The organism is Enterobacter sp. I4 (assembly GCF_022669095.1).
In the GTDB taxonomy this organism is placed as follows: domain Bacteria; phylum Pseudomonadota; class Gammaproteobacteria; order Enterobacterales; family Enterobacteriaceae; genus Enterobacter; species Enterobacter pasteurii.
In genome coordinates, this window is record NZ_JALBUO010000001.1 from 1786808 (window position 1) to 1812213 (window position 25406).

Consider the following 25406-nt stretch of genomic DNA (forward strand, 5'->3'; position numbering starts at 1 on the left):
AACGCTGTTATTAAAACCCTAACATATTAACAACGACATCTGCGTTTTATTGAGGGGGAATAACGGCTTTTTTATGCCTTTAAGACCGGATGACCGTGCATGGTTAACCGGCTGCCCGACCTGTCGTGCCTCAGAATCGCCTGCGCGCCCAGCGGCAGCGTGACGGTTTGCTGCTCATGGCCGAAATCCAGCCCGGCAATCACCGGAATATCCAGCCGGGAGCGAATGAAATCAACCATCGTCTCCAGCGTGTAGCCAGCATCGTAATCGTTCGGGGCTGAGCCGCTGAAGCTGCCCAGCACGATGGCCGACTGGCGATCGAGGATCCCGGCGTGGTACAGCTGCAGCAGCATGCGCTCGACGCGGAACGGGTGCTCGTTGATATCTTCCAGCACCAGGATCCCGCCTTCAATCTGCGGCAGCCACGGCGTGCCAATCAGCGACACCAGCATTGCCAGGTTTCCGCCCCACAGCTGGCCTTCACACTCCCAGTGCGGTCCGTTGCCCTGCCACTCGACGGTGAAGGTCGGGTTTTGCAGGGCGCGCCAGAAATGTTCCTCAGTAAACGCATCCAGCATCGGCGCGCCAAAGTTGCCGGCCAGCATCGGGCCGCTAAAGGTGATGACGTTATGCAGCGCCAGCAGGCCGAGCTGGATCGCGGTGAAATCGCTGTGCCCGCAGATCAGCAGCGGATCCTGCTGCTGGCGTGCCGCCAGCCCGGCCCAGTCAATGCTCTCCAGCAGCCGGCTCGCTCCGTAGCCGCCGCGCACGGCCAGCACGATGTTGTTTGCGCCTTCCAGCTTCGCCAGGCCGTTGATATCGCTCAGCCTCTGCGCCTCCGTACCGGCAAAACGCTGCATGCGGCGGGGGATAATCGTCTGATTTTCTACCTGATGGCCCATCTCCAGCAGGCGCTGAACGCCCCGCAGCGCCGCCTCCTGGTTGATGCAATAGCCCGACGGGGCGATGAGATGAAACTGAGACATGGCAATTCCTTGCTGAATGAGAATCTAATTGTCTATATCATGCCGCTTATCCGTCGCCTGCGACAAGAGGCGACGTACCGCGATGACCGGCTATAAGGATAGATGACGTGAAATTGAGATGGTTTGCTTTTTTGATTGTGCTGCTCGCTGGCTGTAGTTCAAAACATGATTATCAGAATCCCCCCTGGAACCCTGAAGTCCCGGTGAAGCGGGCCATGCAGTGGATGCCGATCAGCGAACAAGCCGGAAAGGCCTGGGGCGTCAGCCCGCGTCTGGTCACGGCGATCATTGCGGTGGAATCCGGCGGTAACCCGACGCTGGTGAGTAAATCGAACGCGGTGGGGCTGATGCAGCTAAAAGCCTCGACGGCAGGGAGAGAGGTTTATCGCTACATGGGCTGGAAGGGGCAGCCGTCCACCAGCGAGCTGAAAAACCCGGAGCGTAATATCTCTATGGGGACGGCTTACCTGAGCATTCTGGAACATGGCATTCTGAAGGGCATTGAAGATCCGGAGGTCATGCAGTATGCGCTGGTGGTGTCGTACGTTAACGGTGCCGGAGCGCTGCTCAGGACCTTCTCGTCCGATCGCAAAGAGGCGATTGAAGAGATTAACGATATGGATAAAGACGAATTTTTCGACCACGTTGTGAAGAATCATCCGTCGGCACAGGCTCCGCGCTATATCTGGAAAGTACAGAAAGCGATGGATGCCATGTAACGCCGCTGTCGGGCGGCAGCACGCTGCCCGACGTCCTTCAGCGCACTTTATTCGCGCGCTCCCGCGCTTCACGCTCCAGTGAAAAGATGATGCGCTGGAGCTCGCGCTCGGCACCGGGCCCGACGTTCAGGAAGCGAAAGCTGAGGCGCGGCGTGGTAACGGTTTCGTTTTTGCCGTCCACCACCCTGCGCTCGCCGATGGCAATCAGCTGGGCGTCAAACCAGAAGCGTCCCCATCCGCCCATGTCCAGCTCAATCTGACTAAAACGCATGCCTTCCACCAGGCCTTCCGGCTTCGGCGTATCCATCAACGCTCCCATACCGCCCAGCGACAGATCGAAAAGGCGAAAGCGGATCTCTTTTTTGTCCGGCATTTTTGCCTTACAGAAATAGGCGGGGTGAAGCGGGGCGCTGATGCGAAAATACTCCCGGCGCTGCACGAACCAGAGGTTAGCGGGCAGCGGGGCCATAAAGGCAGGCAGGCCCTGATACGCCGTCGCGGTCAGGCGAGGCAGCACAAACTCGACTTTTGCACCGTGCGTTTCGGCCATTACCGAGAGATTCTCTGCCTCCAGCGCGACGCGGTTTTCATAATCCCGGCTGCCGAGATCGACGATCAGGTGCTCCGCCGTCACGTCCAGGATCTTGCTGATAAACTGACTGGCTGACGCGCTGATGCGCAGCGGCACCTCACCTTTTTTCAGGTCGCGTAACACCCCTAATACCGCCAGCGGATTTTGTTTCAGGAACTGCGCACTGTAGTTACTCACGCCAGAAGGCTCCTCGATAAATGACAGACTATCTCAGGGTTATCGGCACGCCATGGCGAAACTTAATACAAACGCCTGTTTTTCACCGCCCATATTGCTTTGTTAATGGGAATGATAATAATTGCCATTCCCAATATCATCTAATAACAAGACGACACCATGAGTACTTCACGTTTTGCGGTATGTGCGCTGGCGGGCGCCGTCACGCTGGCAGGGCAGACGCAGGCTTTCGCAGAGGAATCCACCATCCTGGTGACCGGAACAGAGCAGGGCAGCGCGCTTCCCGCCTGGACCAACAGCGCCACGAAGTCAGCCGTAGCGGAAAGCAAAACCCCGCAGGCGATCAACACCATTGCGGCGCAAGAGATTGAGCAGCGGCAGGCCCGCTCGGTAAACGAGATCCTGCGCTATGCGCCCGGCGTCTCGACGGAGGTGCGCGGCAGCACCTCCTACATGAGCGAATACAAGATCCGCGGGTTTAACGTTGAACAGGAGTTCTACAACGGCCTGCAGCTTCCCTACAACGTCACCGGGAACACCAAGGCGCGAATCGATCCGCTGCTGATTGAGAGCGTTGATATTCTGAAAGGGCCATCATCCGTGCTCTACGGCGGCGGTTCGCCGGGCGGGCTGGTCAATATCCAGAGCAAAAAGCCGCAGAAGGAGGCGAAAACGGAGCTGGGCCTGAACACCGGAAACCGCAGCCTGAAAGAGGGCTATCTGGACGCCACCGGGCAGATAGCCAGCAGCGACTGGCGCTATCGCCTGCTGGGCAAAGCGACGGAGAGTGACGAACAGGCGCGCACCGCGCGCTATGAAAACTATCTGGTGGCCCCTTCCGTCACCTGGGAGCCGGACGCCAGCACGCGCCTGACCGTTGACGCGCTGGCGCAAAACACGCCGAGCCTGACGCCGTCAGACCCGCTGCCGCTGAGCTACCTGCGGTCAACCTACGCCGATCGCCGTGACTATGCCGGCGACGAGTGGAGCGGCTTTAAGCAGCGCCAGTGGATGCTGGGCTACAGCTTTGAACATGCGTTTGACGGCGGCTGGGGCTTTAGCCAGAAGGCGCGCTACTTTGACGTGGACACCCATCAGCGCAGCGCCTACTCCACCGGCACGGGCAGCGAGGTATACCGGCTCAACCGCTTCGCCTATACCACGGATGAAGATTTGCAGAGCGTCAACGTAGACAGCCAGGTCACCCGAACCGTCGCGCTGGGAGACTGGAAACACCATCTGCTGGCGGGCTTTGACTATCAGAAGCTGAACGGTCACTTCCGCTACCGCTACGCCTCGGCCACGCCGGGCATTGATATGCGCCATCCGGACTATTCGCAGATCGACAGCGGCGCGCTGGGGCTGTTTACCGCGCAGAAAAACCGTCTGAGCTATCAGCAGAACGGATATTACGTGCAGGATCAGGTGGAGTTCGGCGGGCTGAACGTGCTGGCCAGCCTGCGCTATGACGACTACCGTTCGGTCACCACCAGCTATCTGCAAAACGGTGACAAAGCGTGGGTATCGCAGGATCGCCTCACCAAACGACTGGGCGCGCTTTATGCCTTTGCCAACGGCCTGTCGCCGTTCATCAGCTATTCGGAAGGATTCGCTCCGGTATCGCCGCAGGGCACGCTGACCGCGAAGGCGGTTAAGCCCACCACCAGCAGACAGGTTGAGGGCGGGGTGAAATACCTGCTGGCGGAATACGCAACCACCTTTACCGCCTCGGTGTTTAAAATTCGTCAGAAAAACGTGGTCACCAGCGATCCGGGCTTCCTCAACTATCGCCAGACCGGGGAAGTGGAATCTGAAGGCGCGGAGCTGTCCGCCATCAGCCGTCCGACGGATAACCTGACGCTGATTGCCAACTACGCCTACACCCATGCCATCAACACCGAAGATGACAAATACCGGGGCAAACGACCGACGCAGGTGCCTGAGAACGCCTTTAATCTCTGGAGCGATTACGCCTTTGAGGGCACGTCGCTGAGGGGAGTAACGCTGGGAGTCGGCGCTCGCTACACCGGGCCGATGGAGATCTCGCCCGCTAACGACGCGGGCAGGCTGGGGGGCACCACGCAGTACGACCTGGCGGCATCGTACCGCATGGGCGAAATGACTCCCTCGCTGGAGGGGCTGACGCTGAAGGCCAGCGCGCAGAACGTGACCAACAAAGAGACGCTCACCTGCTATGACGCCGCCAACTGCTGGATAGGCCGTGACCGGACGTTCCAGGTCGGGGCAAGCTATAGCTTCTGAAAAAAGCCCGGTAACGCTACCGGGCCACTAGCCGGAACGGATCCTGACCCTCGCCCCGCCGGGGAGAGGGTCAGGGGGCGCTACTGCGCCGCCTGCTTCTCGGACGCCACATCGTCGTTTGCCGCAGGCTGATTCTCCGGCACGCTGTCGCACGGCTTCTCTTGCGGGCATACCATGTCCAGCATCCTGAGCGTCACGCCGTTGCTCCAGCCGAAACCGTCCTGCAGCGGATACTCACCGCCGCCACCGCCGGTTCCGGTCGAGGAGACGTCGTACTTCTCAACCAGCTTCTTCTCGCGATCGTAGGTATGCTGAACGTTTTTCAGGAAACGCCAGGTCACGTCCATCGCCACTTTCTGCTGGCCATAGTTTTGTAACCCTTCCACGGCCACCCACTGTAGCGGCGCCCAGCCGTTCGGCGCATCCCACTGCTGTCCGCTGTTGACGGTCGTGGTAGAAATACCGCCCGGCTTCAGCAGGCGCGCTGATGAGGCGGCCGCCACCTTATCCGCGCGATCCTGTGATGCCGCCTTCACGTACAGCGGGAAGAGGGCCGCAGCCGTTAGCTGGTTGCGCACCTTCTTGCTTTTCAGATCGTAATCCGCGTACCAGCCCTCTTTATCGTTCCACAGGTGGCTCTCCATGGCCTTCTGGCGCGCCGAGGCCAGCGCGTCATATTTGCCTGCGCTGGCGGCATCGCCGTCTTCCCGGCTGGCGCGGGCCAGCAGTTTTTCCATCTTAAACATCAGGGCATTCAGATCCACCGGCACGATGCTGGTGGTGCGAATGGTGCCCAGCTTTTGCGGATCGTCCATCCAGCGGGAGCTGAAATCCCAGCCCGACGCGGCGGCGGCGCGCAGATCGCGGTAAATCTCCGTGGCCGGACGGTCAGGGTTATTTTTGGCGGTGGTAACGTCATCCAGCCACGACTCGGGGCGCGGAGTATCCCGATCGTCCCAGTAACGGTTGAGAAGGGAGCCGTCGTCCAGCTTCACCACGCGCTTGTTCGCCTGGCCGGGCTGAAGCCCATCCGCCCCCTCCATCCAGTAGGCATACTCTTTCTCCATCTGCGGACGGTATTTCTTTAACGCCTCGCTGTCGTGCGTGGCCAGCAGCTCCACCATCAGCGAGAAGAACGGCGGCTGCGAGCGGCTCAGGTAGTAGCTGCGGTTGCCGTTGGGGATATGGCCCCAGCTGTCGAGCTCGTAAGCGAAGTTGTCCACCATGTCGCTAATCTTGTCCCAGTGCCCGCTCTCGGCCAGCCCCAGCATGGTGAAATAGCTGTCCCAGTAATAGACCTCGCGAAAGCGTCCTCCGGGCACCACGTACGGCTTCGGCAGGGGCAGGAGCGAATCCCACTTGTTGGCTTTATCGGTTGTGCGGGTCAGAACCGGCCACAGATCGTCAATGTGTTCGCGCAGGCTCTGGCCCTCGGGAGGAACGTATTTTTCACCCTCCTTTGGCAGAATAAAGTTCATCTCCACGAAGTGGCGCAGGTCGAAACCGGACTGGGTATGCTGCATCCGGTAATCCGCCAGGATCGTCAGCGGGTCGCTTTTCGGAACGGCATCCGCGAAGGTTTTCTGATCCGGGAACAGTTTAGCGCTCTGAACATCGCTGAAAAGGGGGCCGAGCAGGATATCAGGTGAAGCGATCTGGCCAGAGATTTTCTCTTCCGCATTGCCTGCTGCGCCAACCGTGAGCAACGCGCTGCCCAGGATCAGAGGTAAGAGGCGAGGGCGCAGCTTTTGAGGTGTTATCATCGTTACTTCTCCTTATTTCGCTGAGCAGCGGTCACGCTGTCGTCAATCACCTGAAAACCTTAGTCGAATATTCCGCGCTTCGCGTGTCGAACGTCGCATTTTGCACAAATACAGATTATTTACCGCTGCGCTTAAAGCCCCGACGATGCGGAGAAATATTGATATTGTGAATGTTCAGATGAATATAAAAATAAAGTGCGATCCGTTACGCATAATGTGGTCGGCAAATGGTTTCTTTTAATTGTCACGATCACATAAAGCAAAAAACATAATTAAGGGATGAAAAAACATAATGGAACGTGACGTCACTCTCGGGCGACATTACCGCGATAAAAGAAAGCGGTTTCATTAACGAGGAGTAACGCGATGTCGGTGGCTGAAAAAATTCCGGTCAAAGAAAAAATAGGCTATAGCCTGGGAGATGCAGCGAGTCATATTGTATTTGACTCATCGGTGGCCATTCTGGCGTATTACTATACGGATATATATGGATTGCCGCCGGCCGTAATGGGCACCATGTTTCTGCTGGTGCGTTTATTAGACGCCATTACCGATCCCGTGATGGGGGCTATTGCCGACGCAACCTCAACGCGCTGGGGGCGTTTTCGTCCCTGGCTACTGGCAATATGCGTTCCTTTTGCGGTGAGCTGTGTACTGGTTTATTCCATTCCGAATTTCACCGAAACCGGCAAAATTTATTACGCCGTCGGGGCATATATATTTATGACCCTGATGTATACCGCCATTAATATTCCATATTGCTCTCTGGGCGCCGCGCTGACCTCCGACCCGCGTGAAAACCTCTCGCTACAGTCATGGCGATTTGCCATCACCCCCATTGGCGGTGCGCTTGGAACCGCCCTCATTCTGCCCCTGGCGGACTATCTCTGTCCCGGTGACAGAGCCACCGGCATACAGGAGGCGATGGCGATTTTTGGCGCGATTGGCTGCCTGATGTTCATCGTCTGCTTTGCAACCACCAGAGAGCGCGTGCAGCCCATCAAAGAGGAGAATCTGAACATCGCCCGAGACGTTAAGATTCTCTTTCGTAACGATCAGTGGCGCGTTCTTTCCCTCTACAACTTCATGATGCTGGTGGCGGTGGTGATCCGCGGCGGCGCGGTGGTTTATTACGTGAATACCGTGCTCAACAAGGGGGCGGACGTCATCTCGTTCTTTATGCTCGGCGGGATGCTGGCCTCCATGCTTGGCTCCGTGCTCGCCCAGCCGTTCGGCACCCGTTTCTGCAAGGTCAAACTCTCGTTCTGGATCAATATTCTGAACGCGGCACTGGGCGTGGCCTGCTTCTGGCTGCCGCTGGAGTTCTGGGCGATTCCGCTGATCGCCCACATTCTTATTCAAATTGTGCAGGGCGGCAACGGCGCGCTCCAGTGGTCCATGATTACCGATGCAAATAATTATGGCGAATGGAAAACCCAGCGTCGTATTACTGGAATGAATGTGGCGGCCAATATATTCGTAATTAAATTAGGCGTCGCCGTCGGCGGTGCCATTCTGGGATGGGTGCTGGCCTGGTTCAATTATGAGTCGAACAGCACCGTACAATCGGAAACCGCCGTTCAGGGCGTCATTCTGCTGTTTACGCTGATCCCGTCAATCTTTTATTTACTTACCGCCTTCTCGATTAGGTTTTATAAATTAACCGAAAGCGTCATGAACGGCGTGGTGCGTGATTTAAATAAAGGCGAATTTGCGCATTCTTAAGGGGTGAAGCAGTAAGCCGATAATTCATGCGAATTATCGGTGAGGTTCTCTGTGTCCGTCAGGAAATAATGATTAACTCACGAGGATGGAGTCGATGAAAGTGAAATATCTTGCACTTATTATCAGTGCGTTTTGTACTACCGGAGCAATGGCAGCAAAAGAGACCGGGCAGCTGGAAAATAAACTGGCGCAGCTGGAGGCGCGTCTCGAAAAGGCCGAATCAAGGGCGGCAAAGGCGGAAGCGCAAATTCAGGCTCTGGAACAACAGCGGATTGGCGTTACCTCTTATCCGGTGGTCGTTGAATCCACCGAGCCTGCCGCAGGGCAAGCGGCGCCGAAGCTGACGTTATCCGGCTACGGGGATATTAAGTTTTATGGTGACGTTGAATTTAATATGGACGCGGCCAGCAGGACCGGCAGCTTAACCTCTGTAAAAACGTCGGCCAATAAGGACTGGGCACCCGGCGGCCACGAACGCTGGGATATTAACGGACGCCTTCTGCTGGGCTTTGACGGCTACAGGCGCATGGAAAACGGCAACTTTGCCGGTTTCTCCGTGCAGCCGCTGGCGGACCTGACGGGCAAAATGAATCTGGATGATGCCGTTTTCTTCTTCGGCACGGAAAACGACTGGCAGGTGAAGGTCGGCCGCTTCGAAGCCTACGACATGTTCCCGCTGAATCAGGACACCTTCGTTGAATATTCCGGCAACACGGCCAACGATCTTTACAGCGACGGCTATGGCTACATCTACATGATGAAAGAGGGGCGGGGGCGTAGCGACAGCGGCGGTAACTTCCTGCTGAGCAAAACCCTGGGTAACTGGTATTTCGAGGTTAACACCCTGCTGGAAGATGGCAGCGCGCTGTTTGTAGACCAGCAGTATCACGGCGTGGATCTGGATAACGATAAAAACGTCGCTTACCTTCGCCCGGTTATTGCCTGGCAGGAGGGCAACTTCTCGACGGCCCTCGCGATGGAGAGCAACCTCGTCAACAACGCCTACGGCTACCGCGACGGATCGGGGAACTGGGTGGATCAGTCTGACCGCACTGGCTACGGCTTCACCATGACGTGGAACGGGCAGAAAACCGACCCGGATAACGGCATCGTGGCGAACCTGAACACCGCATACATGGACGCCACGGACGAGAAGGATTTCACCGCGGGCGTGAATGCCTTATGGCGTAATTTTGAGCTGGGCTATATCTACGCGCATAACCAGATCGATAGCTTCAACGCCGCTAACCTTGACGCTGACTGCGACGGCGACTGCTGGGTCACCGATCCGGGGGATTATGATATTCACACCCTGCATGCTTCATACCTGATCCCGAACGTCATGAAGATGAAAAACTTCAATATTTATCTTGGCGCCTACGCCTCCTGGGTGGAAGCGCATCCGAACGACGGCGATGACCGGAATGACGATCGCTACGGCGGACGCGTGCGCTTTAAATACTACTTCTGATGCCGTTCGCCAGTCAGGCCTCCTCCGGGGCCTGGCTGGCTTCCCGCAGCGTGCCCGGTGCATGCCCGATAATCCGCTTAAACGCCCGGCTGAACGCCGCCAGAGAGCCGTAACCCAGCCGCAGCGCGACCGCTTCAATCGGCTGATTTTCATGACGAATATACTGAATGGCCAGCCGCATCCTCAGCTCGCTGAGGTATCTGGCCGGCGTGGTGCCCGTCGCGGCGAGAAAGCGCTCGGCAAACACGGACCGGGAGGTGCCGGCTTCCTTCGCGAGGTCCGCCACGCTCCAGTTCACGCCCGGCTGCTGGTGCATTGCGTAAATGGCCCGGCTCAGGCGCGGGTCACGCAGCACCTGCACCCATCCGGTGGCGTTGCCGCATCCCGCCTCCACCCAGCCGCGAACAATCAGCGCGGCGACCACATCCGCAAGGCGAGCCAGGATCCCCGCGAATCCGGCCTGGCGCGTCATCGATTCGCGCTCCATCGCCGCAAGCAGCGGGTGGATCTCCGGCCAGGTTGACATCAGCCGGCTCACCATCATGACTTCCGGCATGGCTTTGATCAGAGGCTGCATGCCCCCTAGTTCAAAATCCATACATCCGCTGAAGATGATGGTTTTCTCCTTGTCCGGACACGGATCGCAGGTGATAGCGCAGACCGAACCGCAAAGGGGTTCTCCCGGAAAGGCGCTGACCGGGGTGATATCGGCGCGTTCATCCGAGAGCAGGGCGTGGGCGTTGCCGTTTGGGATGAACAGCGCGTCGCCGCCGTTAAGCGGGAACGTCGCGCCGCTCTCCATACGCAGCAGGGCAGTGCCGTGGCTGACAAAATGAAATTGCGCCTTCCCCGCGGCCTGATGGAAGGCCACGCCAAACGGCGCGCTGGCTTCAATCCGTCGATACTTCACGCCCGACAGGCGCATGCCGCGCAGCAGTTCGCTGATCAAATCGGGTGACGTAACGGTCATGGCAGAACTCCGGACGAATAATCAATAAGTGGAGATTATATGTCATAGATCGTCCATGCTGAACTCTCTATGCTTTTGCGACATTAGTCACATTTCTATAACGGGAGTACAACAGATGAACTCATGTGTCGCGGCGAGAGAGGCCGTAGCGCCGGCAAAACCTGCCTGGCGGGCGGTTTATTCTTTGGGGCTGGGGGTATTCGGTTTGATAACGGCAGAGTTTCTGCCCGCCAGTTTGTTAACGCCGATGGCCGCAAGCCTGGAGGTGAGTGAGGGAATGGCGGGACAGGCCGTTACCGCCACCGCCCTCGTGGCGCTGGTGACCGGGCTGCTGATTACCCCCGCGACCAAAAGTATCGACCGGCGCTGGGTGCTGATGTTTTTCTCGGTGCTGCAAATCGTCTCCAGCCTGCTGGTGGCCTTTGCGCCCGGGCTTCACGTTTTGCTGATGGGGCGCCTGCTGCTGGGCATTGCCATCGGGGGATTCTGGGCGATGTCGACCGCGACGGCGATGCGTCTGGTCCCTGCCGATAAAGTGCCAAAAGCGCTGGCGGTGATCTTCTCCAGCGTTTCGATTGCTACGGTGGTTGCGGCGCCGCTGGGCAGCTATCTCGGCAGCCTGATCGGCTGGCGTAACGTGTTTATCCTGTGCATTCTGCCGAGCATGCTGGCGCTGCTGTGGCAGCTCTGGGTCCTGCCGTCCATGAAGCCGGAGAGCAGCGGGAGCCTGAGTACGCTGTTCCGCGTGCTGCGTCGTCCGGGGATGATTGGCGGAATGCTGGCGACGATCCTTATCTTCAGCGGCCATTTTGCCTTCTTCACCTACCTGCGTCCGTTCCTCGAAACGGTGGGGCAGGCGAGCGTAGAAAGCATCTCGCTGATCCTGCTGGGCTTTGGTATTGCCAACTTTATCGGCACCTCCGTTGCCGGACACCTGCTGGCGCGCAATCTGCGCCTGACGCTGGCGCTGGTCCCGTTCGCCATGGGGATGCTGGCACTCGCTATGGTGGCGTTTGGCCATCTGGCAATGCTGGACGGACTGCTGGTGGCGATGTGGGGCTTTGCCTTTGGTCTGGTGCCGGTGGGCTGGTCAACGTGGCTTGCTACCACCGTTCCGGATGAAGCGGAAAGTGCAGGGGGCCTGCTGGTGGCATCAATCCAGTTTGCCATCGGCGCGGGAGCGGCAGGTGGCGGGGCGGTGTTTGACCTTAACGGTGCCAGCGGGGTCTTTGCCGGAAGCGGTTTCCTGCTGGTCACGGCGATGGTCATTGTGCTTATGGGTGTGAAGGTTAAAGCGGAGTAATAACTTCCCCTCTCCTGCGGGAGAGGGGATTATCGGCTGTACTGGTATTATGCCGTCGCCCTCTCATTCCAGGTATCTTTAAACCTGATATTTCCGTCACAATATTTCCATTCAATGGCTTCATAACGTACTTCAACCTCCTCCATGTGCGCGCTGGCGATACCAAGTGGATGCAGGACTGGGGAGATCCGGGTTATCTTCACATTTTCCAGCGTTATGTTGAAGTATTCATACTCCATCCCGGCGTCATTAATTTTATACATTTTAATCAATGCCGTTTTGAACATTCTCCCTGTACATACGGCTCGAAAGAGATAGGGAGTGATGCGGTCTATTTCTTTCTCAAAGGTAACAGGAATATGTAGTCGCGTTCCTGTCAATTTCCCGGTGTTCGAACAGGTGGGTATCCAGACGGAATGGTTAAAGCATTTAAGTTCGGTAGAGCCCAATCTCGAAGGCATTAAACATTCTCCTGGAATGGGGGCATTGTTTTCATCCGTAAACCAAATATGTGCTGGGGTAGACATTTATTTATCCTTTGGGTTCGTAGAAATAGAAAACGTAAAGAACAACTACAGCAATCACCCCTATGGTAAGGATTGCGGTTATATCATTCTCAATGAAGTTTGCTGGTATCGTGGATAAAACCACAATAACAAAAATAGAGGTATAGGCTTTAAAATCATTCTTCAAGTCTTCCAGGATGACTCTAATAAGGCTCTTGATGAACTTTTTCATTACCGGAACAATTTTATAAATGCATTAGTGATATCATCGTCTGATGCTGTGTAAATATTCAAATAACCAGCTTTCATAATTACCGGTTCGATGAGAAAATACATCATTTCAATTCTCTCTAAATATAAAGCCTGGTAAAATAATGGCAGGGATGTCTTAAGGTTATTTGCGCTTTCAGCCGCGTGTTGAACCAGGGTATAGGCGTTTAAGACTAAAAATGCACCTCCCATTCGCCCGGCAACTTTTTTCATTAAGGCATTTTGTACAGCGGTGTTCATTTTATTGCCATAGCATATATATTTTGCTACAACGTAAATCAGGCCTGTTTTAGAGACTTGCTTTATTGAATAACCTGTCGTGAAGGGAATGACTTTTTCGAGTATACTTTGTTTCTCATGCTCACTTCTATTTTTCAGCATTGTTTCTATATATATCTTAACCATGCGGAATATTAAATCTCTATGTTTAACTAATTCTACAATACCTAGCATGAATCTTTTGTCTTCGGAAGCCAGTTTTTTACATACATCAAAGTAATTATCAGTGAAGCAAGAGGTATAATAGAGTAAACGTGTAGTAGCATCGCCAAGATTATTTAAATATTCAATGGCTCCATCTTTAACCCCTGCAACAGCATAGTCTAGCCTTAAAGCAAGATCTTTATCGGAACCTATTTTTTCTATAATTGATTTGCTGTAATGCATTATTTATCCCTGTTGTTGGTGGGATAAATAATGACTGCTATGCAAAAAAAGAAAAGTGATCGCACTCTCAGGACTGATATTTATTAAAACCAAAGGGCTTATATATTTTATCAGGTGATGAGTGGCCTTTAAGAATTGATAAGATAAATATTGCGGAACACATTAATCAACTAAATACCCTACAGGCCGGGGGGACCCAAGCGCCCCCCGGCTTAAATCTTATAACCCTCTCTTATCCATCAGTACCGCCAGATCCACCAGGCGATTTGAGAATCCCCACTCGTTGTCATACCAGGAAAGGATTTTCACCATGTTCCCGCCAATAACCAGCGTGGAAAGCCCGTCGATGATGGAAGAGCGCGGGTCGCCCTGATAGTCGCTGGAGACCAGCGGTTCATCGCTGTAGCCCAGAATGCCCTTCAGCGGTCCGCTGGCGGCTGCCTGACGGAACGCGTCATTGACCTCCCCGGCGGTCACATCGCGGCTCAGCGTTACGGTCAGGTCGACAATCGATACCACCGGAACCGGCACGCGCAGGGAGTACCCGGTCAGCTTACCGTCGAGGGAGGGGATCACTTTCCCCAGCGCTTTCGCCGCGCCGCTGGAGTAAGGCACAATCGACAGCGCCGCCGCGCGTGCGCCGCGCAGATCTTTCTCGGGCTGGTCGTGCAGCGCCTGGCTGTTGGTGTACGCATGGGTGGTGTTCATCAGACCGTGCTCAATGCCAAACTGCTGGTGCAGCACCTGCGCGGCCGGCGCCAGTCCGTTAGTGGTGCAGCTCCCGTTGCTGACCACGAAATGCTGTGCCGGATCGTACAGCCCGTCGTTCACGCCCATCACCACCGTCAGGTCATCGTTTTTGCCCGGCGCGGAAATGATGACGCGTTTCGCGCCGCCGCTCGAGATATGCACCGCCGCTTTTTCTCGCTCGGTAAAGAATCCGGTGGCTTCGATTACCACCTCGACGCCCGCGTCTTTCCAGCGGATGTTGGCCGGATCGCGTTCGCTAAATACGGTGATGCGCTGGCCGTCCACCTGGAGCGCGCCGTCCGCCGCTTCAACGGGCACCGGTAGCGTGCCCAGCAGTGAGTCATATTTCAGCAGATGGGCGAGGGTTTTACTGTCCGTCAGATCGTTAATGGCCACAATCTGAAGGTCAGGGTTGCCCAGCGCCGCGCGCAGGACGTTACGTCCGATACGGCCGAAACCGTTAATACCGACCTTAACCATGATGCACTCCTTATCTGTGTTGTCTGGAGTCACTGTAGGCGCCAGTCGGGATGGCGTAAATGACAAAAAAGGATCATATTACGCCATTTTGCGGCAGTGGAAGCGCTGGCGGTATTCTCCCGGCGTCAGGTGGAGCTGCTTTTCAAAAACGCGGCGCAGGTTAATGCTGGTACCAAATCCGCTTTTTTCGGCAATGGCTTCAAGTGAATCGTGGGTCTGTTCAAGAAGCTGTCGGGCGGCGGCCAGGCGAGCCTCCGTGACGTAGCGGGCGGGAGGCACGCCGGCGTCACGGGTAAACACGCGGGTGAAATTGCGTGGACTCATCGCCACCCGTTCTGCCAGCTTTTCGACGCACAAATCGGCGGTGAGGTGCTGCAGGATCCAGCTTTGCAGCTCGCTGACGGGGCCGGCTGCGGCGGACTGCTCCAGGCTATAGCGGCTGAACTGGAGCTGACCGCCGGGACGTCTCAGGTACATCACCATGTCCTGCGCCACGTTGCGTGCCAGGGTAAAGCTGTAATCGTCCTCCACCAGCGCCAGGGTCAGGTCAAAACCGGAGCTGACGCCGCCGGAGGTCCAGACGGAACCATCCTGAATATAGAGCGGGCCGCCCACGACGTTAACCGCAGGATAGAGGGTTTGCAGCGTCTCCAGAAGACGCCAGTGGGTGGTTGCCCGCCGCCCGTCGAGCAGCCCCGCCTGTGCCAGCAGCAGGGCGCCGCCGCATATGGAGGCAACGCGTCGCGCATGCGGCGCGGCAAGGTGCAGCCAGTCCACGACGGCGGTGCTCTCCTGCTCATTCATGCCGCGTCCGGTAATGATGATGGTGTCCAGCGGCTCGCGCGGGTCCAGCTCCGGCAGGCGGTAGTCCGCCAGCAGGTTTAATCCGGACTGGCCGTGGATCACCTGATGCGGCTGCGTGGTGGCAATAATGATGCGATAGCGGGGCTGCGCAAGGCCGTCCGGGTGCAGCCGGTTGGCCTGCATCAGAATGTCTGCGATACCGGCGGCTTCGAACAGCATGCCGCCGTCAGGGACGATAATCAGGATCTTCTTCATGTCCTGAAAAGTACCTTTATTGCAAAATAAGTCAAGCGGCCGGTGATGGCGCCGCCTCGGGCGCGCTGACCTTTTTCATTGGAATAACGGCGATAATCAGTGCCCCCAGCACCAGGAATCCGGCCACCATGAAAATCCCGGCGTTAAAGTTCCCCGTGACGTCTTTCATCCAGCCCATCAGCAGGGGACCGAGCGCCGCGCCGGTCATGCCGGTGGCGTTAATGACCGCGATGCCCACCGCCCGCGCGCGCAGGGAGATGTAGCGATCCGGCGTAGTCCAGAAGATGACCATTGCGGCAAACGCGCCCGCCGAGGCCATAACGATCCCGGCAAACTGCCATAGTGGGGTAGTGCTGGTGGCAGTCAATATCCAGCCCGCCGCGGCAAACAGATAAGGCAGCAGCGTGTGCGCCTTGCGCTCGTTCAGGCGGTCAGAGCGTTTACTCCACCACACCATGGCGACGATGGTACAAACCTGAGGTATGGCGCTCAGAATACCGATTGTGACGTTGCTGCTGCTTTCGTTAAAGCTGCGCAAAATCAGCGGCGTCCAGACGCTCAGCGCGCTCAGGGTATTCGTCAGGCAGAAATAGGCTACGGTGTACAAAATGATGACTGGCGTAAAGAGCTCCCGCGCCATGCTACGCTGAGGCAGGACAGCCGCGCTTGCCGCCAGCTGCGAAGTTTGCAGCGCTACCTTATCGGCTTCCAGCATCTCGTTCAGGCAGGCCTTATCGTCCTCGGTAAGCCATTTGGCCTTCGCCGGGCTGTCATCCAGCCAGAACCAGACCACCAGCCCCAGCAGTACCGACGGGAAACCTTCCAGCAGGAACAGCCACTGCCAGCCTTTGAGATTTAACAGTCCGTCCATGTTCAGGATATAGCCGGAAGCCAGGGATCCAAGCGCCATCGTTACCGGCATGGCAATCATAAACAGGGCATTTGCCCGGGCGCGGTAGTGGGCCGGGAACCAGTAGGTTAAATAGAGCAGCAGCCCCGGCAGGAAGCCCGCCTCCGCTATCCCCACCAGCATGCGCAGCACGTACAGGCTGTTTGGTCCGGTGGCGAACATGGTCGCGGTAGAGGCAATGCCCCAGATCACCATCAGGATCGCTATCCAGCGGCGCGCGCCGACGATACTCAGCATCACGTTACTGGGAATGCCGCAAATCACGTACATCACGTAAAACAGCGTGGTTGCCAGGCCAAACATGGTGCTGGTCAGCCCCAGATCTTTGCCCATCGTCAGGCCGGCGAAGCCGATGTTGATGCGGTCGAGGTAGGAAAAAACAAACAGAATAAATAAAAAAACGATTAAACGACGGAACAGTTTCTTGATAACGGCTTGCTGACGCGGATCCAGAGGCGGTTGAGCGGGAGGTGCGTTCATGAAAAGCTCCACATTGCGATTATTAGAATGAGAGTGCAGGTCGGCTAACGTATAGAAAATAGCCAGGCAGGACGTCAATTTAATGTTCGAAAAATGATACGTAATTGTTAATTGCATAGCATTTATGAATCATATTGCGATCCGGATCGCTAATGCCCGGCGGTAAAGGGCTGAAACGCCAGCGTTACGCGCATTGCTGCTATGTCCGTCACCGGGCCGCAGGGTATAATCGTTTCATCTGCCGCCTGTTTTGGTAAGGAAACGCATGTCGACGATAAAAAAAACCACTGATGGTCAGGCCGCTGACGCTGCCTTTCACCGCGAAGAGTTTCCGTTTTACTGGATCGTTAACGTCCACGCTCGCTACACGCAAATCATGGAGATTACGTTAAAAAAAGCCCAGCTGGACGTCTCAGGCTTTCGGGTGCTGATGGTAACGCATCAGTACGGCAGGGCCAGCATTTCCCAGATCGCCGAATACGCAATGGCCAAGATGCCCACCGTGACGAAAATCGTCGGTCGGCTGCGTGACGAAGGGCTGGTCACCACCGCAAGCAGCGAACAGGACGCGCGGGTAACGGTGGTCCAGCTCACCGATGCCGGTCGCCAGAAAGTGGAGGAAGCGATGGCTCAGGCAGGCAAGGTTTTTGAGAAAGGTTTTAAGGGAATGACCGCCAGCCAGGTAACGAAAATGAACGCCTCCCTGGCAAAAGTGCTGGATAACCTCAACGAACTTTAACCGCATACTAAATTTGTGATCCGCGTAGCTATTCTTTCTAATCTACTGTAATTACTCACTTTTCAAAGACGTGTGGCGATAAGACGATATCGCCTGCGTCGCTGCCGTTTCCCACCGTTTTGTTTTATTTTTCATCGCCATGAAGCATTAACCCTGCTTGTTGAGAGGTTAATGAAATGTTGTGCATCAGTAAAATTAACGTGAATTATTACTTGAATATTCATCTAAATCTTCCATGATTGACCTACCGTCATTCAGCACAAAAAAAGCGCAACGACGCTCCGCCTGAATGTGATTCATTTTTTCTGGTTAAGGTGTTCATCATGAAGCCAGTATTCAAGAGCAATGGTTATATTGAGCAGTTTACCCTCGGCGAGGGCGATCTCCGCTTTGCGGTCAAGGACACGCTGGACGTTGCCGGGCACCGTACGCGGGCGGGTTCGCCGGCACTGGCTAATGCACCGGTTGCGCAGCGCCATGCGGACGTGGTCGCCAGGCTGCTGGAGGCGCAGTGCGTGCTGACCGGTAAAACCACGCTGCACGAGCTGGCTTTCGGCGTAACCGGCATCAATCCGCGCTGCGGCACACCGCTAAACCCACATTATCCGACGCTGATCCCCGGGGGCTCCTCCAGCGGTTCGGCGGCGGTGGTGGCCTCCGGTGAGGTGGATTTTTCTCTCGGGACGGATACCGGCGGTTCGGTGCGTATGCCTGCCGCCTGCTGCGGAATTATCGGCCTTAAGCCGGGGTTTGGCGTACTGAGCCGCAGCGGCGTCATGCCGGAACAGAGTTCGCTTGACTGCGTCGGCGTATTCGCCCGCGATGCTGATGTTCTGCGTAAGGTGATGACCCGCCTGGCCGTTCCCGTCGGCCCGCCGCTGGAGGCCTTTCCGTCCCTGGCGTACGTGCTGGCGGCAGAGCCCGATATTGACGCCTGCATTGACGAGTTTCTCTCTCAGGCTGGCGTAACGCCGCAGGAAGCCGCGCTGCCGCTGCTCGAAGAGGCCCATCGCGCCGGGCTTACGCTTATCAGCCATGAAAACTGGCTGGCGTCAGGCCCGCTTCTGAAAAGCAATTTAGTCTCGCCAGACGTGGCGTCGCGCATACGCGCCGGGGCTGATATTAGCGAAGAGGCGCTTCGCCACGCGGAGCAAATCCGCCGGGCGTTCACCGAACAGGTGGATGACTTACTTAACATTACGCCGCTGCTGGCGATGGCGACGCTGCCGGAGCTGCCGCCGACGCTGCGGGAAGCCGAAGAGCCGCTCAGCGTCGTCAATCTCACCCGGCTGGTGCGCCCGTTTAACCTTAGCGGCCATCCTGCAATAACGCTGCCCGTGGGCGAAATCGACGGTCGCCCGGTGGCGCTCCAGCTTATCGCCCGCAGAGGTGATGACGGGCTGCTGGTGCAGGCCGCCGGGTGGCTGAACGCGCGACGACGTCACTAGCCCTTACGTTCCTGCTTTCACCCTGAAGATCCAGTGAGTTCGTCTCATTGCGGCCTCGCTCGCCCCGAGCATGCCGCTGATAACTATCCGGAGGATGCTATGTCTGCCGTACCCGTCCGTGAGGAGCTGGTCCCGCTGCTGAGCGATATTGCTGCCCGCAGCCATGAATTTGAGCATCAGCGTCATATTTCTGACGACGTGATCGCCCGTTTCAAACAGGCAGGCGTCTACCGTGCGCTGGTGCCCAGAGAGTACGGCGGAGACGAATGCTCCCCGGCGCAGTTTTGCGAGCTGATTGAGCAGATCTCAACCGCCGACGGCTCGGCGGGCTGGGTGGCGAGCTTCGGCATGAGCCCGTTTTATCTCGGCGCGCTTCCGCCAGACACGCTGAAGGCGCTGTGGTGCGACGGACCTGACGTGGTTTTTGCCGGGGGGATCTTCCCGACGCAAAAAGCGCAGCGGGCCGACGGCGGCTACCGCGTCGGCGGGCGCTGGAGCTTTGCCAGCGGCTGCATGGGGGCGTCGGTACTGGGCGTCGGGATCCTGCCGGAGGATGACCACCCCCTGCCGCGGATGGCGGTGCTGCCGCGCCAGAGCGTGCAGATCGATCCGGTCTGGGACACCGTCGGGCTGGCGGGAACCGGCAGCCACGACCTGGTGGTCAACGATGCCTTCGTGCCGCATGAATGGACCTTTGTCCGGGGCGGGGCGCTGAATCTGGAGGGGCCGCTCTACCGTTACCCGGTGCTGTCGCTTGCCACGCAGGTGCTCTCCGTGGTGGCGCTCGGCGTGGCGCGCGCCGCGCTCAGCGAAATTTACGCCCTTGCGCATCGTCAGCAGTCCGTCACCGGCGCACCGCGCCTGGCTGAACGCCCGCAGGCGCAGATGCAAATCGCCCGCTGCGAGGCGGAACTGCGATCCGCCCGCGCGTGGTTTTACGAGGCCATCGATGACGTCTGGCAGAGCCTGCTGGCGGGGGACGATCCGCACTGCGGGCTAATCAACGCCCTGCGCCTGTCATCTACCCATGCCACCCGCGTGGCCGCGGAGGTGGCGCGTCAGGCGCTGGCGCTGAACGGTATGGGTGGGGTGAGCATGACCAGCCCGCTCCAGCGCTATGTGCGCGACACCATGGTGATTACCCAGCATGCCTTTATGGGTGACCTCTCGTACCTGAATGCCGGGACGGTCTTTTTTGGCGGCAAACCGCTGCCGGGTTACCTGTGACATTTACCTAAAGGAGTAACGGATGAGCCAGACAACAACCTTACGCGTGCTGTTTTGCATCGGCGTTAATCAGAACTTTTTCGATGCGAGTGCGGCAGAAGCCGGGCAGGTATGGGCCGCCTTCGGCGTAATGATGAAGGGTATTGAGGAGACGCAGGGCATTCGCGTGCTTGGCAACATGGACGACGACCAGCTGATGGTCGGGCCGTCCACCGCCGCGCCGTGGACCACCTACGTGCTGGCGGACGCGGAGCGCCTCGAAAACGTGGCGGCGGTCTGCAACCTGTTTCGCACCACGCCGGTTGGCGACAGCGGCAGCAGGCTGTGGAAGTACTGCAAAATCGAAGCCCGCGTGGGCCGCGAACTGATTATTCAGAGCTGACCATGAACGCCCGGGACGCGCTGCGACTGCGGCAGCTTGAAGCATACCAGGCCGCACGGGTCTGCATCAGCGACTACATGCACCTGTGCGATCGCCTCGATTCACCGGAAACGGTGCAGGCCATAGGCGCGCTCTTTACCGTCGACGCCTGCTGGGAAGGGGTGGGTGAACCCTACGCTACCCGGCTCGGTCGGCACCGGGGGCGGGAGGCAATTATGACGATGATGGCGGCCTACGTGCGAAAGCCCGCGCATTTCACCATTAACGCCCATTTTCTGTGCTCGGAGGCACTGTGGCACGAGCCGGACGGGCAGCTTAAGGGCCGCTGGCTGATGCTGCAAACGTCGGCGTTCAGCGCAGGCGGCGCGCACCTTAACGCGGCTGAAATAGAGGTTAGCTTTGCCAGCGAGGAGAGCGGGATGGCAATGACCCACTTCACCACCCGGAATCTGTTCAGCAGGCCGGTCGACCGCTGGCACGCCGCGGATGCCTTACCCGTACCGGATAACAACTAAATCGGCAGGAGACTGGATATGCAATGCGACCACCTCATCAACGTTAAAAATATCGATACCGCGCCATCGCGCTCGGCGATTGCGGCGCTCGTGCAGCACGACCGCGTGCATACGTCGCTTTATACCTCGGAAGCGCTGTTCCGCCTGGAGCTGGAGAGAATTTTCAGCAAAACGTGGGTCTGGGTTGCCCATGTCAGCGAAATCCCGGAAACGGGCAGCTTCAAAACCACCGAGATCGGCACCCAGCCGGTGATAGTGGTGCGCGACCGTAAAGGCAACGTGCATACGCTGCTGAACCGCTGCCGCCACCGCGCGGCCACGGTATGTGAACACCGCAGCGGTAAGACCAACAGCTTTGTCTGCCCGTACCACGGCTGGGGCTATGCGCTGGACGGCAGCCTGCGCGGCGTGCCGCATCCGGAAAGCTACGCTGACCAGCTGGAGAAGGGCGAGCTGGGGCTGGTATCCCTGCGCACCGAGCAGTACGCGGGCATGATCTTCGCCACCTTTAATGAACAGATTGAACCGCTGGATGATTTTCTCGGGGCGGCTAAAAAGTGGATGGATCTGTTTATGAAGCAGGGGGCGGGCTATCCGATAAAAACCGGACCCGCGCACCGTTTCCGCTTTCCCGGCAACTGGAAAATTCAGCTCGAAAATACCACCGACGGCTACCACTTTCCGGTGGTGCACCGCTCGTTCTTAAGCTCCGTCGATAAGCAGACCGAAGAGATGCTCAACTTCGTCGACGGCAGCGGCTACGTTGAAGATCTCGGCAACGGCCACAGCGTGATGGTGATGATCCCGGAGCTGGTGGACCTGGACGCTAATCCCGACGCCCCCATCCCGGAGCGCTTCATCGAGCTGGCGGACGCCCTGCGCGCCGAGCACGACGAGGCGCAGGTGCGCCGCATTGTTCGCGCCGTCGGCGGCTCCGGTTTTAACCTCAATATTTTCCCTAACATCGCCTGCTCGATGGCCTTCTTCCGCGTCCTCCAGCCGGTATCCGTGAACGAAACCGAAATTCACCATGCGGCGATCACCATGGAGGGCGGCCCGGAAATTGCCAATCAGGTGCGCCTGCGTCTGCACGAACACTTCCAGGGGCCGATGGGATTCGGTACGCCGGATGACTCCGAAGCCTGGGAGCGCGTTCAGCGCGGGGCCACGTCGGGTGATGACCTGTGGATCATGCTTAATCGCGGGCTGGCCGGGGAGTATCGCACCGATGACGGGCTGCGCAGTGACGTAAGCGCCGAAACCGGCATGCGCGCTGCCTATCGCCAGTGGAAAAAACTCATGACGGAGACCGAATAATGATGATGCCGGATACTGCACTTTTTACCGCCATGACGGTGGTTAACCTCGAAGGCGATCTGCTCGACCAGGGCGAATTTAACGCCTGGCTGGATCTGTGGCTGCACGACGGGCTGTACGTGGTGCCCATCGACCCCGCCGAAACCGATTTTAAGAACACCCTCAACTACGCCTGCGACGATAGCCACATGCGGGAGAAGCGGGTGAAACGCCTCTACAGCGGGGAGTCGATCTCCACCACGCCGCGCGCCCGCACCCTGCGCACCCTGTCGCGCCTGCGCGTGCTTGAGTCGGACGGCAACACCATCGTGGTGCGCGGGGCGCAATCCCTGTGGGAGCACCGCAAGGGGCACAGCCGACACTATGCCGCAGACATCACCTGGCACCTGCGCCAGCAGGGCGACCGCTGGCTGATCCAGCAGAAGGTGATCCGCCTGGTTAACAGCGACGATGTGCTGCACAGCATCGGCTACATCCTGTGAGGAGCCACGCATGACGCAAACCGTATTAGTGACCGGTGCGGCCTCCGGCCTGGGCAAAACCATTGCCGCCAGCCTGCTGGAGCAGGGCTTTCAGGTCGTGCTCACCGACGTGGACGCTGGCCGGGCGCGGCAGGCGGCGGACGAGCTGGATAACGGCAGGGTGCTGGCGCTCGGGCTGGACATTCGCCAGCCGCATGACTTTGAACGGGCGCTGACGGCTATCCTCGCCCGCTTCGGCAGCCTGGAGGTGCTGGTGAACAACGCCGCGCTGACGCTCGCCACGCCGGTGATGGAAATTGACGTCGACGAGTTCGACCGGGTTATCTCCACCAATCTGCGCGGCACCTTTATCGGCTGCCAGACCGTTGGCCGCTACTTTGCCGGTAAAGGGTACGGAAGGATTATCAACCTGGCCTCGCTCGCCGGGCAGAACGGCGGTACGGCGTCGGGGGCGCACTACGCGGCCTCTAAAGGCGGCATCCTCACCCTCACCAAAATATTTGCCCGGGAACTGGCGAAATCAGGCGTGACGGTCAACGCCATTGCCCCTGGGCCCATGGATCTGCCCACCGTTCACGCGCTGGTGCCGGAGGCGAAAATGGCCAGGCTGCTGGAAACCATCCCGGTTGGCAGGCTCGGTGAGGCGGGGTTTGTGGCGCAGGCCGTGGCGCTGCTGGCATCACCCCAGGCGTCGTTTGTCACCGGGGCAACCTGGGACATCAACGGCGGCCTGTTTATGCGCTAAGGAGGCAACATGCTGACTTTACGGGTTACCCGGCGCGAGCTGCTGGGGGAGGTTGTCCTGCTGACGCTGACGCATGCTGAAGGGCTAGCGCTGCCGCCGTTTAGCGCGGGCGCGCATGTCGACCTGCATCTCGCCGAAGATCTGATTCGTCCGTACTCCCTGTGCGGCGATCCGCAGGACCGGCACCACTATCAGCTGGGCATTCTGAAAGAGGGGCAGTCGAAGGGCGGCTCGCTGGCCGTTCACGCGCTGAAAGAAGGGGACCTGGTGACCGCCAGCGAGCCGCGCAACCTGTTTGCCCTCGACGCCTGCGCGGCGCACAGCCTGCTGATTGGCGGCGGGATCGGCATCACGCCGTTGCTGGCGATGGCCGCCGAACTGCACGCCGCCGGACGATCGTTCGCGCTGCACTACTGCGCGCGATCCCGCAAGCAGGCGGCTTTTGCGGCACAGCTCGAAGCCTCGGCGTATGCGCCGCATCTGCACTTCAGCGATGAACGGCGCCTGGATCTGGCGGCGGTGCTGGGCGACGTGCCGCCGGATACCCACGTTTACGTCTGCGGCCCCTCGCGCCTGATGGAGGCGGTCAAGGCGGAAGCGCTAGCGAAGGGGGTCTCCCCGGAACGGATCCACCAGGAGTGCTTTAGCGCCGACGTCGCCACCGCAGGCGAGGCGTTTGACGTTGTCGCGGCCGCCAGCGGCATCACCGTGACCGTGCTGGAAAATCAGACCATCGTCGAGGCGCTGGCGCAGGCCGGGCTGAAGGTCAACGTCTCCTGTAAACAGGGGATCTGCGGCAGTTGCCTGACGGACGTCCTCGAAGGCGAGCCGGACCACCGGGACCACTACCTCACCGATGAAGAGAAGGCGGACGGCGACCAGATTCTGCTGTGCTGCTCCCGCGCGAGATGCGGTCGTTTAGTCATCGATTTGTAAGGAAGAAAACCATGACGCTGCAAACTGAATTTCGTAACGCAATGGCCCAGCTCGGCAGCGCCGTGTCGGTGATCACCACCGACGGCCCGGCGGGCAAATTTGGCTTCACCGCCTCGGCGGTCTGTAGCGTGACCGACCAGCCGCCGACGCTGCTGGTCTGCATGAACCGCAACTCATACGCCCATGAACATTTCTGCCGCAACGGCGTGCTGTGCGTGAACGTGCTTTCCAGCAGCCATCAGGCGCTGTCCGGCGTGTTTGCCAACGCCAGCCTGCGGTCTGAAGAGCGCTTCATGCACGACAGCTGGCAGGTGATGAGCAGCGGGGCGCCGGTGCTGAGTTCATCCGTTGCCAGCTTCGACTGCCGGATCGCCGACTGCCACGAGGTGGGCAGCCATTCGGTCTTTTACTGCCAGGTGCAGGCGATCCGCATCAGCGACCAGCCTCGCGGGCTGGTTTACTTCAACCGTCGTTACCATGCCGTCGGGCACGACGTTGAGGCCTAGCCATTTTTCCCGCCAACAGG

The 25406-nt window shown here is 58.2% G+C and carries 24 protein-coding genes; 15 read left to right on the forward strand and 9 right to left on the reverse strand.

Annotated features, from left to right (window positions below):
• Positions 1-71 precede the first annotated feature (71 nt).
• Positions 72-986 (reverse strand): muramoyltetrapeptide carboxypeptidase, encoded by a 915-nt coding sequence (ldcA, locus tag MOQ06_RS08505; protein WP_242172352.1) that lies wholly within the window; start codon positions 984-986, stop codon positions 72-74.
• Positions 987-1093: 107 nt separating this feature from the next.
• On the opposite strand from ldcA, the gene emtA reads away from it, so the two are divergent.
• Entirely contained in the window at positions 1094-1705 is a 612-nt protein-coding gene (gene emtA, locus MOQ06_RS08510) for a membrane-bound lytic murein transglycosylase EmtA (RefSeq protein ID WP_148418018.1), read from the forward strand.
• A 37-nt stretch (positions 1706-1742) separates the two neighbouring features.
• Here the strand turns inward: emtA and MOQ06_RS08515 are convergent, their stop codons facing one another.
• A complete protein-coding gene (locus tag MOQ06_RS08515) occupies positions 1743-2474 on the reverse strand; it encodes a flagellar brake protein (protein WP_148418017.1) in 732 nt (243 codons plus the stop codon).
• Positions 2475-2633: 159 nt separating this feature from the next.
• On the opposite strand from MOQ06_RS08515, the gene MOQ06_RS08520 reads away from it, so the two are divergent.
• On the forward strand, positions 2634-4736 hold the full coding sequence (locus MOQ06_RS08520; RefSeq protein ID WP_242172353.1) for a TonB-dependent siderophore receptor: 2103 nt from the start codon (positions 2634-2636) through the stop codon (positions 4734-4736).
• Between the two features lie 80 nt (positions 4737-4816).
• On the opposite strand, the gene MOQ06_RS08525 is transcribed toward MOQ06_RS08520, so the two are convergent.
• Positions 4817-6499 carry an alpha,alpha-trehalase gene (locus MOQ06_RS08525; protein WP_242172355.1) on the reverse strand — a complete coding sequence of 561 codons (1683 nt, stop codon included), beginning with the start codon at positions 6497-6499 and terminating at the stop codon, positions 4817-4819.
• A 366-nt stretch (positions 6500-6865) separates the two neighbouring features.
• Here MOQ06_RS08525 and MOQ06_RS08530 point away from each other — a divergent pair, with 366 nt between their 5' ends.
• Positions 6866-8224 carry a glycoside-pentoside-hexuronide (GPH):cation symporter gene (locus MOQ06_RS08530; RefSeq protein ID WP_242172357.1) on the forward strand — a complete coding sequence of 453 codons (1359 nt, stop codon included), beginning with the start codon at positions 6866-6868 and terminating at the stop codon, positions 8222-8224.
• A gap of 94 nt (positions 8225-8318) precedes the next feature.
• Complete coding sequence (locus MOQ06_RS08535) at positions 8319-9695, forward strand: carbohydrate porin (RefSeq protein ID WP_242172359.1); 1377 nt, start codon at positions 8319-8321, stop codon at positions 9693-9695.
• 13 nt (positions 9696-9708) lie between these two features.
• Here the strand turns inward: MOQ06_RS08535 and MOQ06_RS08540 are convergent, their stop codons facing one another.
• On the reverse strand, positions 9709-10665 hold the full coding sequence (locus MOQ06_RS08540; RefSeq protein WP_242172361.1) for an AraC family transcriptional regulator: 957 nt from the start codon (positions 10663-10665) through the stop codon (positions 9709-9711).
• A gap of 115 nt (positions 10666-10780) precedes the next feature.
• On the opposite strand from MOQ06_RS08540, the gene MOQ06_RS08545 reads away from it, so the two are divergent.
• On the forward strand, positions 10781-11968 hold the full coding sequence (locus tag MOQ06_RS08545) for an MFS transporter (protein ID WP_148418011.1): 1188 nt from the start codon (positions 10781-10783) through the stop codon (positions 11966-11968).
• A 47-nt stretch (positions 11969-12015) separates the two neighbouring features.
• Here the strand turns inward: MOQ06_RS08545 and tssD are convergent, their stop codons facing one another.
• The 5 genes from tssD to hpaX form a co-directional block, all read right to left on the reverse strand.
• On the reverse strand, positions 12016-12495 hold the full coding sequence (gene tssD, locus MOQ06_RS08550) for a type VI secretion system tube protein TssD (protein WP_242172363.1): 480 nt from the start codon (positions 12493-12495) through the stop codon (positions 12016-12018).
• A 210-nt stretch (positions 12496-12705) separates the two neighbouring features.
• The gene (locus MOQ06_RS08555) at positions 12706-13410 is read right to left on the reverse strand and encodes a hypothetical protein (RefSeq protein ID WP_242172365.1); all 705 of its coding nucleotides are present in this window, start codon (positions 13408-13410) and stop codon (positions 12706-12708) included.
• A 219-nt stretch (positions 13411-13629) separates the two neighbouring features.
• Positions 13630-14640, reverse strand: coding sequence for a type I glyceraldehyde-3-phosphate dehydrogenase (gene gap, locus MOQ06_RS08560; RefSeq protein WP_242172367.1), 1011 nt, complete (start codon positions 14638-14640; stop codon positions 13630-13632).
• A 78-nt stretch (positions 14641-14718) separates the two neighbouring features.
• Complete coding sequence (locus MOQ06_RS08565) at positions 14719-15699, reverse strand: helix-turn-helix domain-containing protein (protein ID WP_242172370.1); 981 nt, start codon at positions 15697-15699, stop codon at positions 14719-14721.
• Positions 15700-15730: 31 nt separating this feature from the next.
• Positions 15731-17089, reverse strand: a complete 1359-nt coding sequence (hpaX, locus tag MOQ06_RS08570) for a 4-hydroxyphenylacetate permease (protein ID WP_242172372.1) — start codon at positions 17087-17089, stop codon at positions 15731-15733.
• 265 nt (positions 17090-17354) lie between these two features.
• On the opposite strand from hpaX, the gene MOQ06_RS08575 reads away from it, so the two are divergent.
• The 10 genes from MOQ06_RS08575 (at position 17355) to MOQ06_RS08620 (ending at position 25386) form a co-directional block, all read left to right on the forward strand.
• Positions 17355-17828, forward strand: a complete 474-nt coding sequence (locus tag MOQ06_RS08575; protein ID WP_148418007.1) for a MarR family transcriptional regulator — start codon at positions 17355-17357, stop codon at positions 17826-17828.
• A 323-nt stretch (positions 17829-18151) separates the two neighbouring features.
• Positions 18152-19276 carry an amidase gene (locus MOQ06_RS08580; protein WP_242172375.1) on the forward strand — a complete coding sequence of 375 codons (1125 nt, stop codon included), beginning with the start codon at positions 18152-18154 and terminating at the stop codon, positions 19274-19276.
• 99 nt (positions 19277-19375) lie between these two features.
• Entirely contained in the window at positions 19376-20503 is a 1128-nt protein-coding gene (locus MOQ06_RS08585; protein ID WP_242172376.1) for an acyl-CoA dehydrogenase family protein, read from the forward strand.
• A 22-nt stretch (positions 20504-20525) separates the two neighbouring features.
• Positions 20526-20885: an IacB protein gene (locus MOQ06_RS08590; protein WP_148418004.1), complete on the forward strand. Its 360-nt coding sequence runs from the start codon at positions 20526-20528 to the stop codon at positions 20883-20885.
• A 2-nt stretch (positions 20886-20887) separates the two neighbouring features.
• On the forward strand, positions 20888-21400 hold the full coding sequence (locus MOQ06_RS08595) for a nuclear transport factor 2 family protein (protein WP_148418003.1): 513 nt from the start codon (positions 20888-20890) through the stop codon (positions 21398-21400).
• Positions 21401-21418: 18 nt separating this feature from the next.
• Complete coding sequence (locus tag MOQ06_RS08600; protein WP_242172378.1) at positions 21419-22717, forward strand: aromatic ring-hydroxylating dioxygenase subunit alpha; 1299 nt, start codon at positions 21419-21421, stop codon at positions 22715-22717.
• Positions 22718-22719: 2 nt separating this feature from the next.
• Entirely contained in the window at positions 22720-23199 is a 480-nt protein-coding gene (locus MOQ06_RS08605) for an aromatic-ring-hydroxylating dioxygenase subunit beta (protein WP_347272548.1), read from the forward strand.
• A 10-nt stretch (positions 23200-23209) separates the two neighbouring features.
• Positions 23210-23944, forward strand: coding sequence for an SDR family NAD(P)-dependent oxidoreductase (locus tag MOQ06_RS08610; RefSeq protein WP_242172382.1), 735 nt, complete (start codon positions 23210-23212; stop codon positions 23942-23944).
• Between the two features lie 9 nt (positions 23945-23953).
• On the forward strand, positions 23954-24880 hold the full coding sequence (locus tag MOQ06_RS08615) for a PDR/VanB family oxidoreductase (protein WP_242172384.1): 927 nt from the start codon (positions 23954-23956) through the stop codon (positions 24878-24880).
• Between the two features lie 11 nt (positions 24881-24891).
• Positions 24892-25386, forward strand: a complete 495-nt coding sequence (locus tag MOQ06_RS08620) for a flavin reductase (protein WP_148417999.1) — start codon at positions 24892-24894, stop codon at positions 25384-25386.
• Positions 25387-25406: the final 20 nt, after the last annotated feature.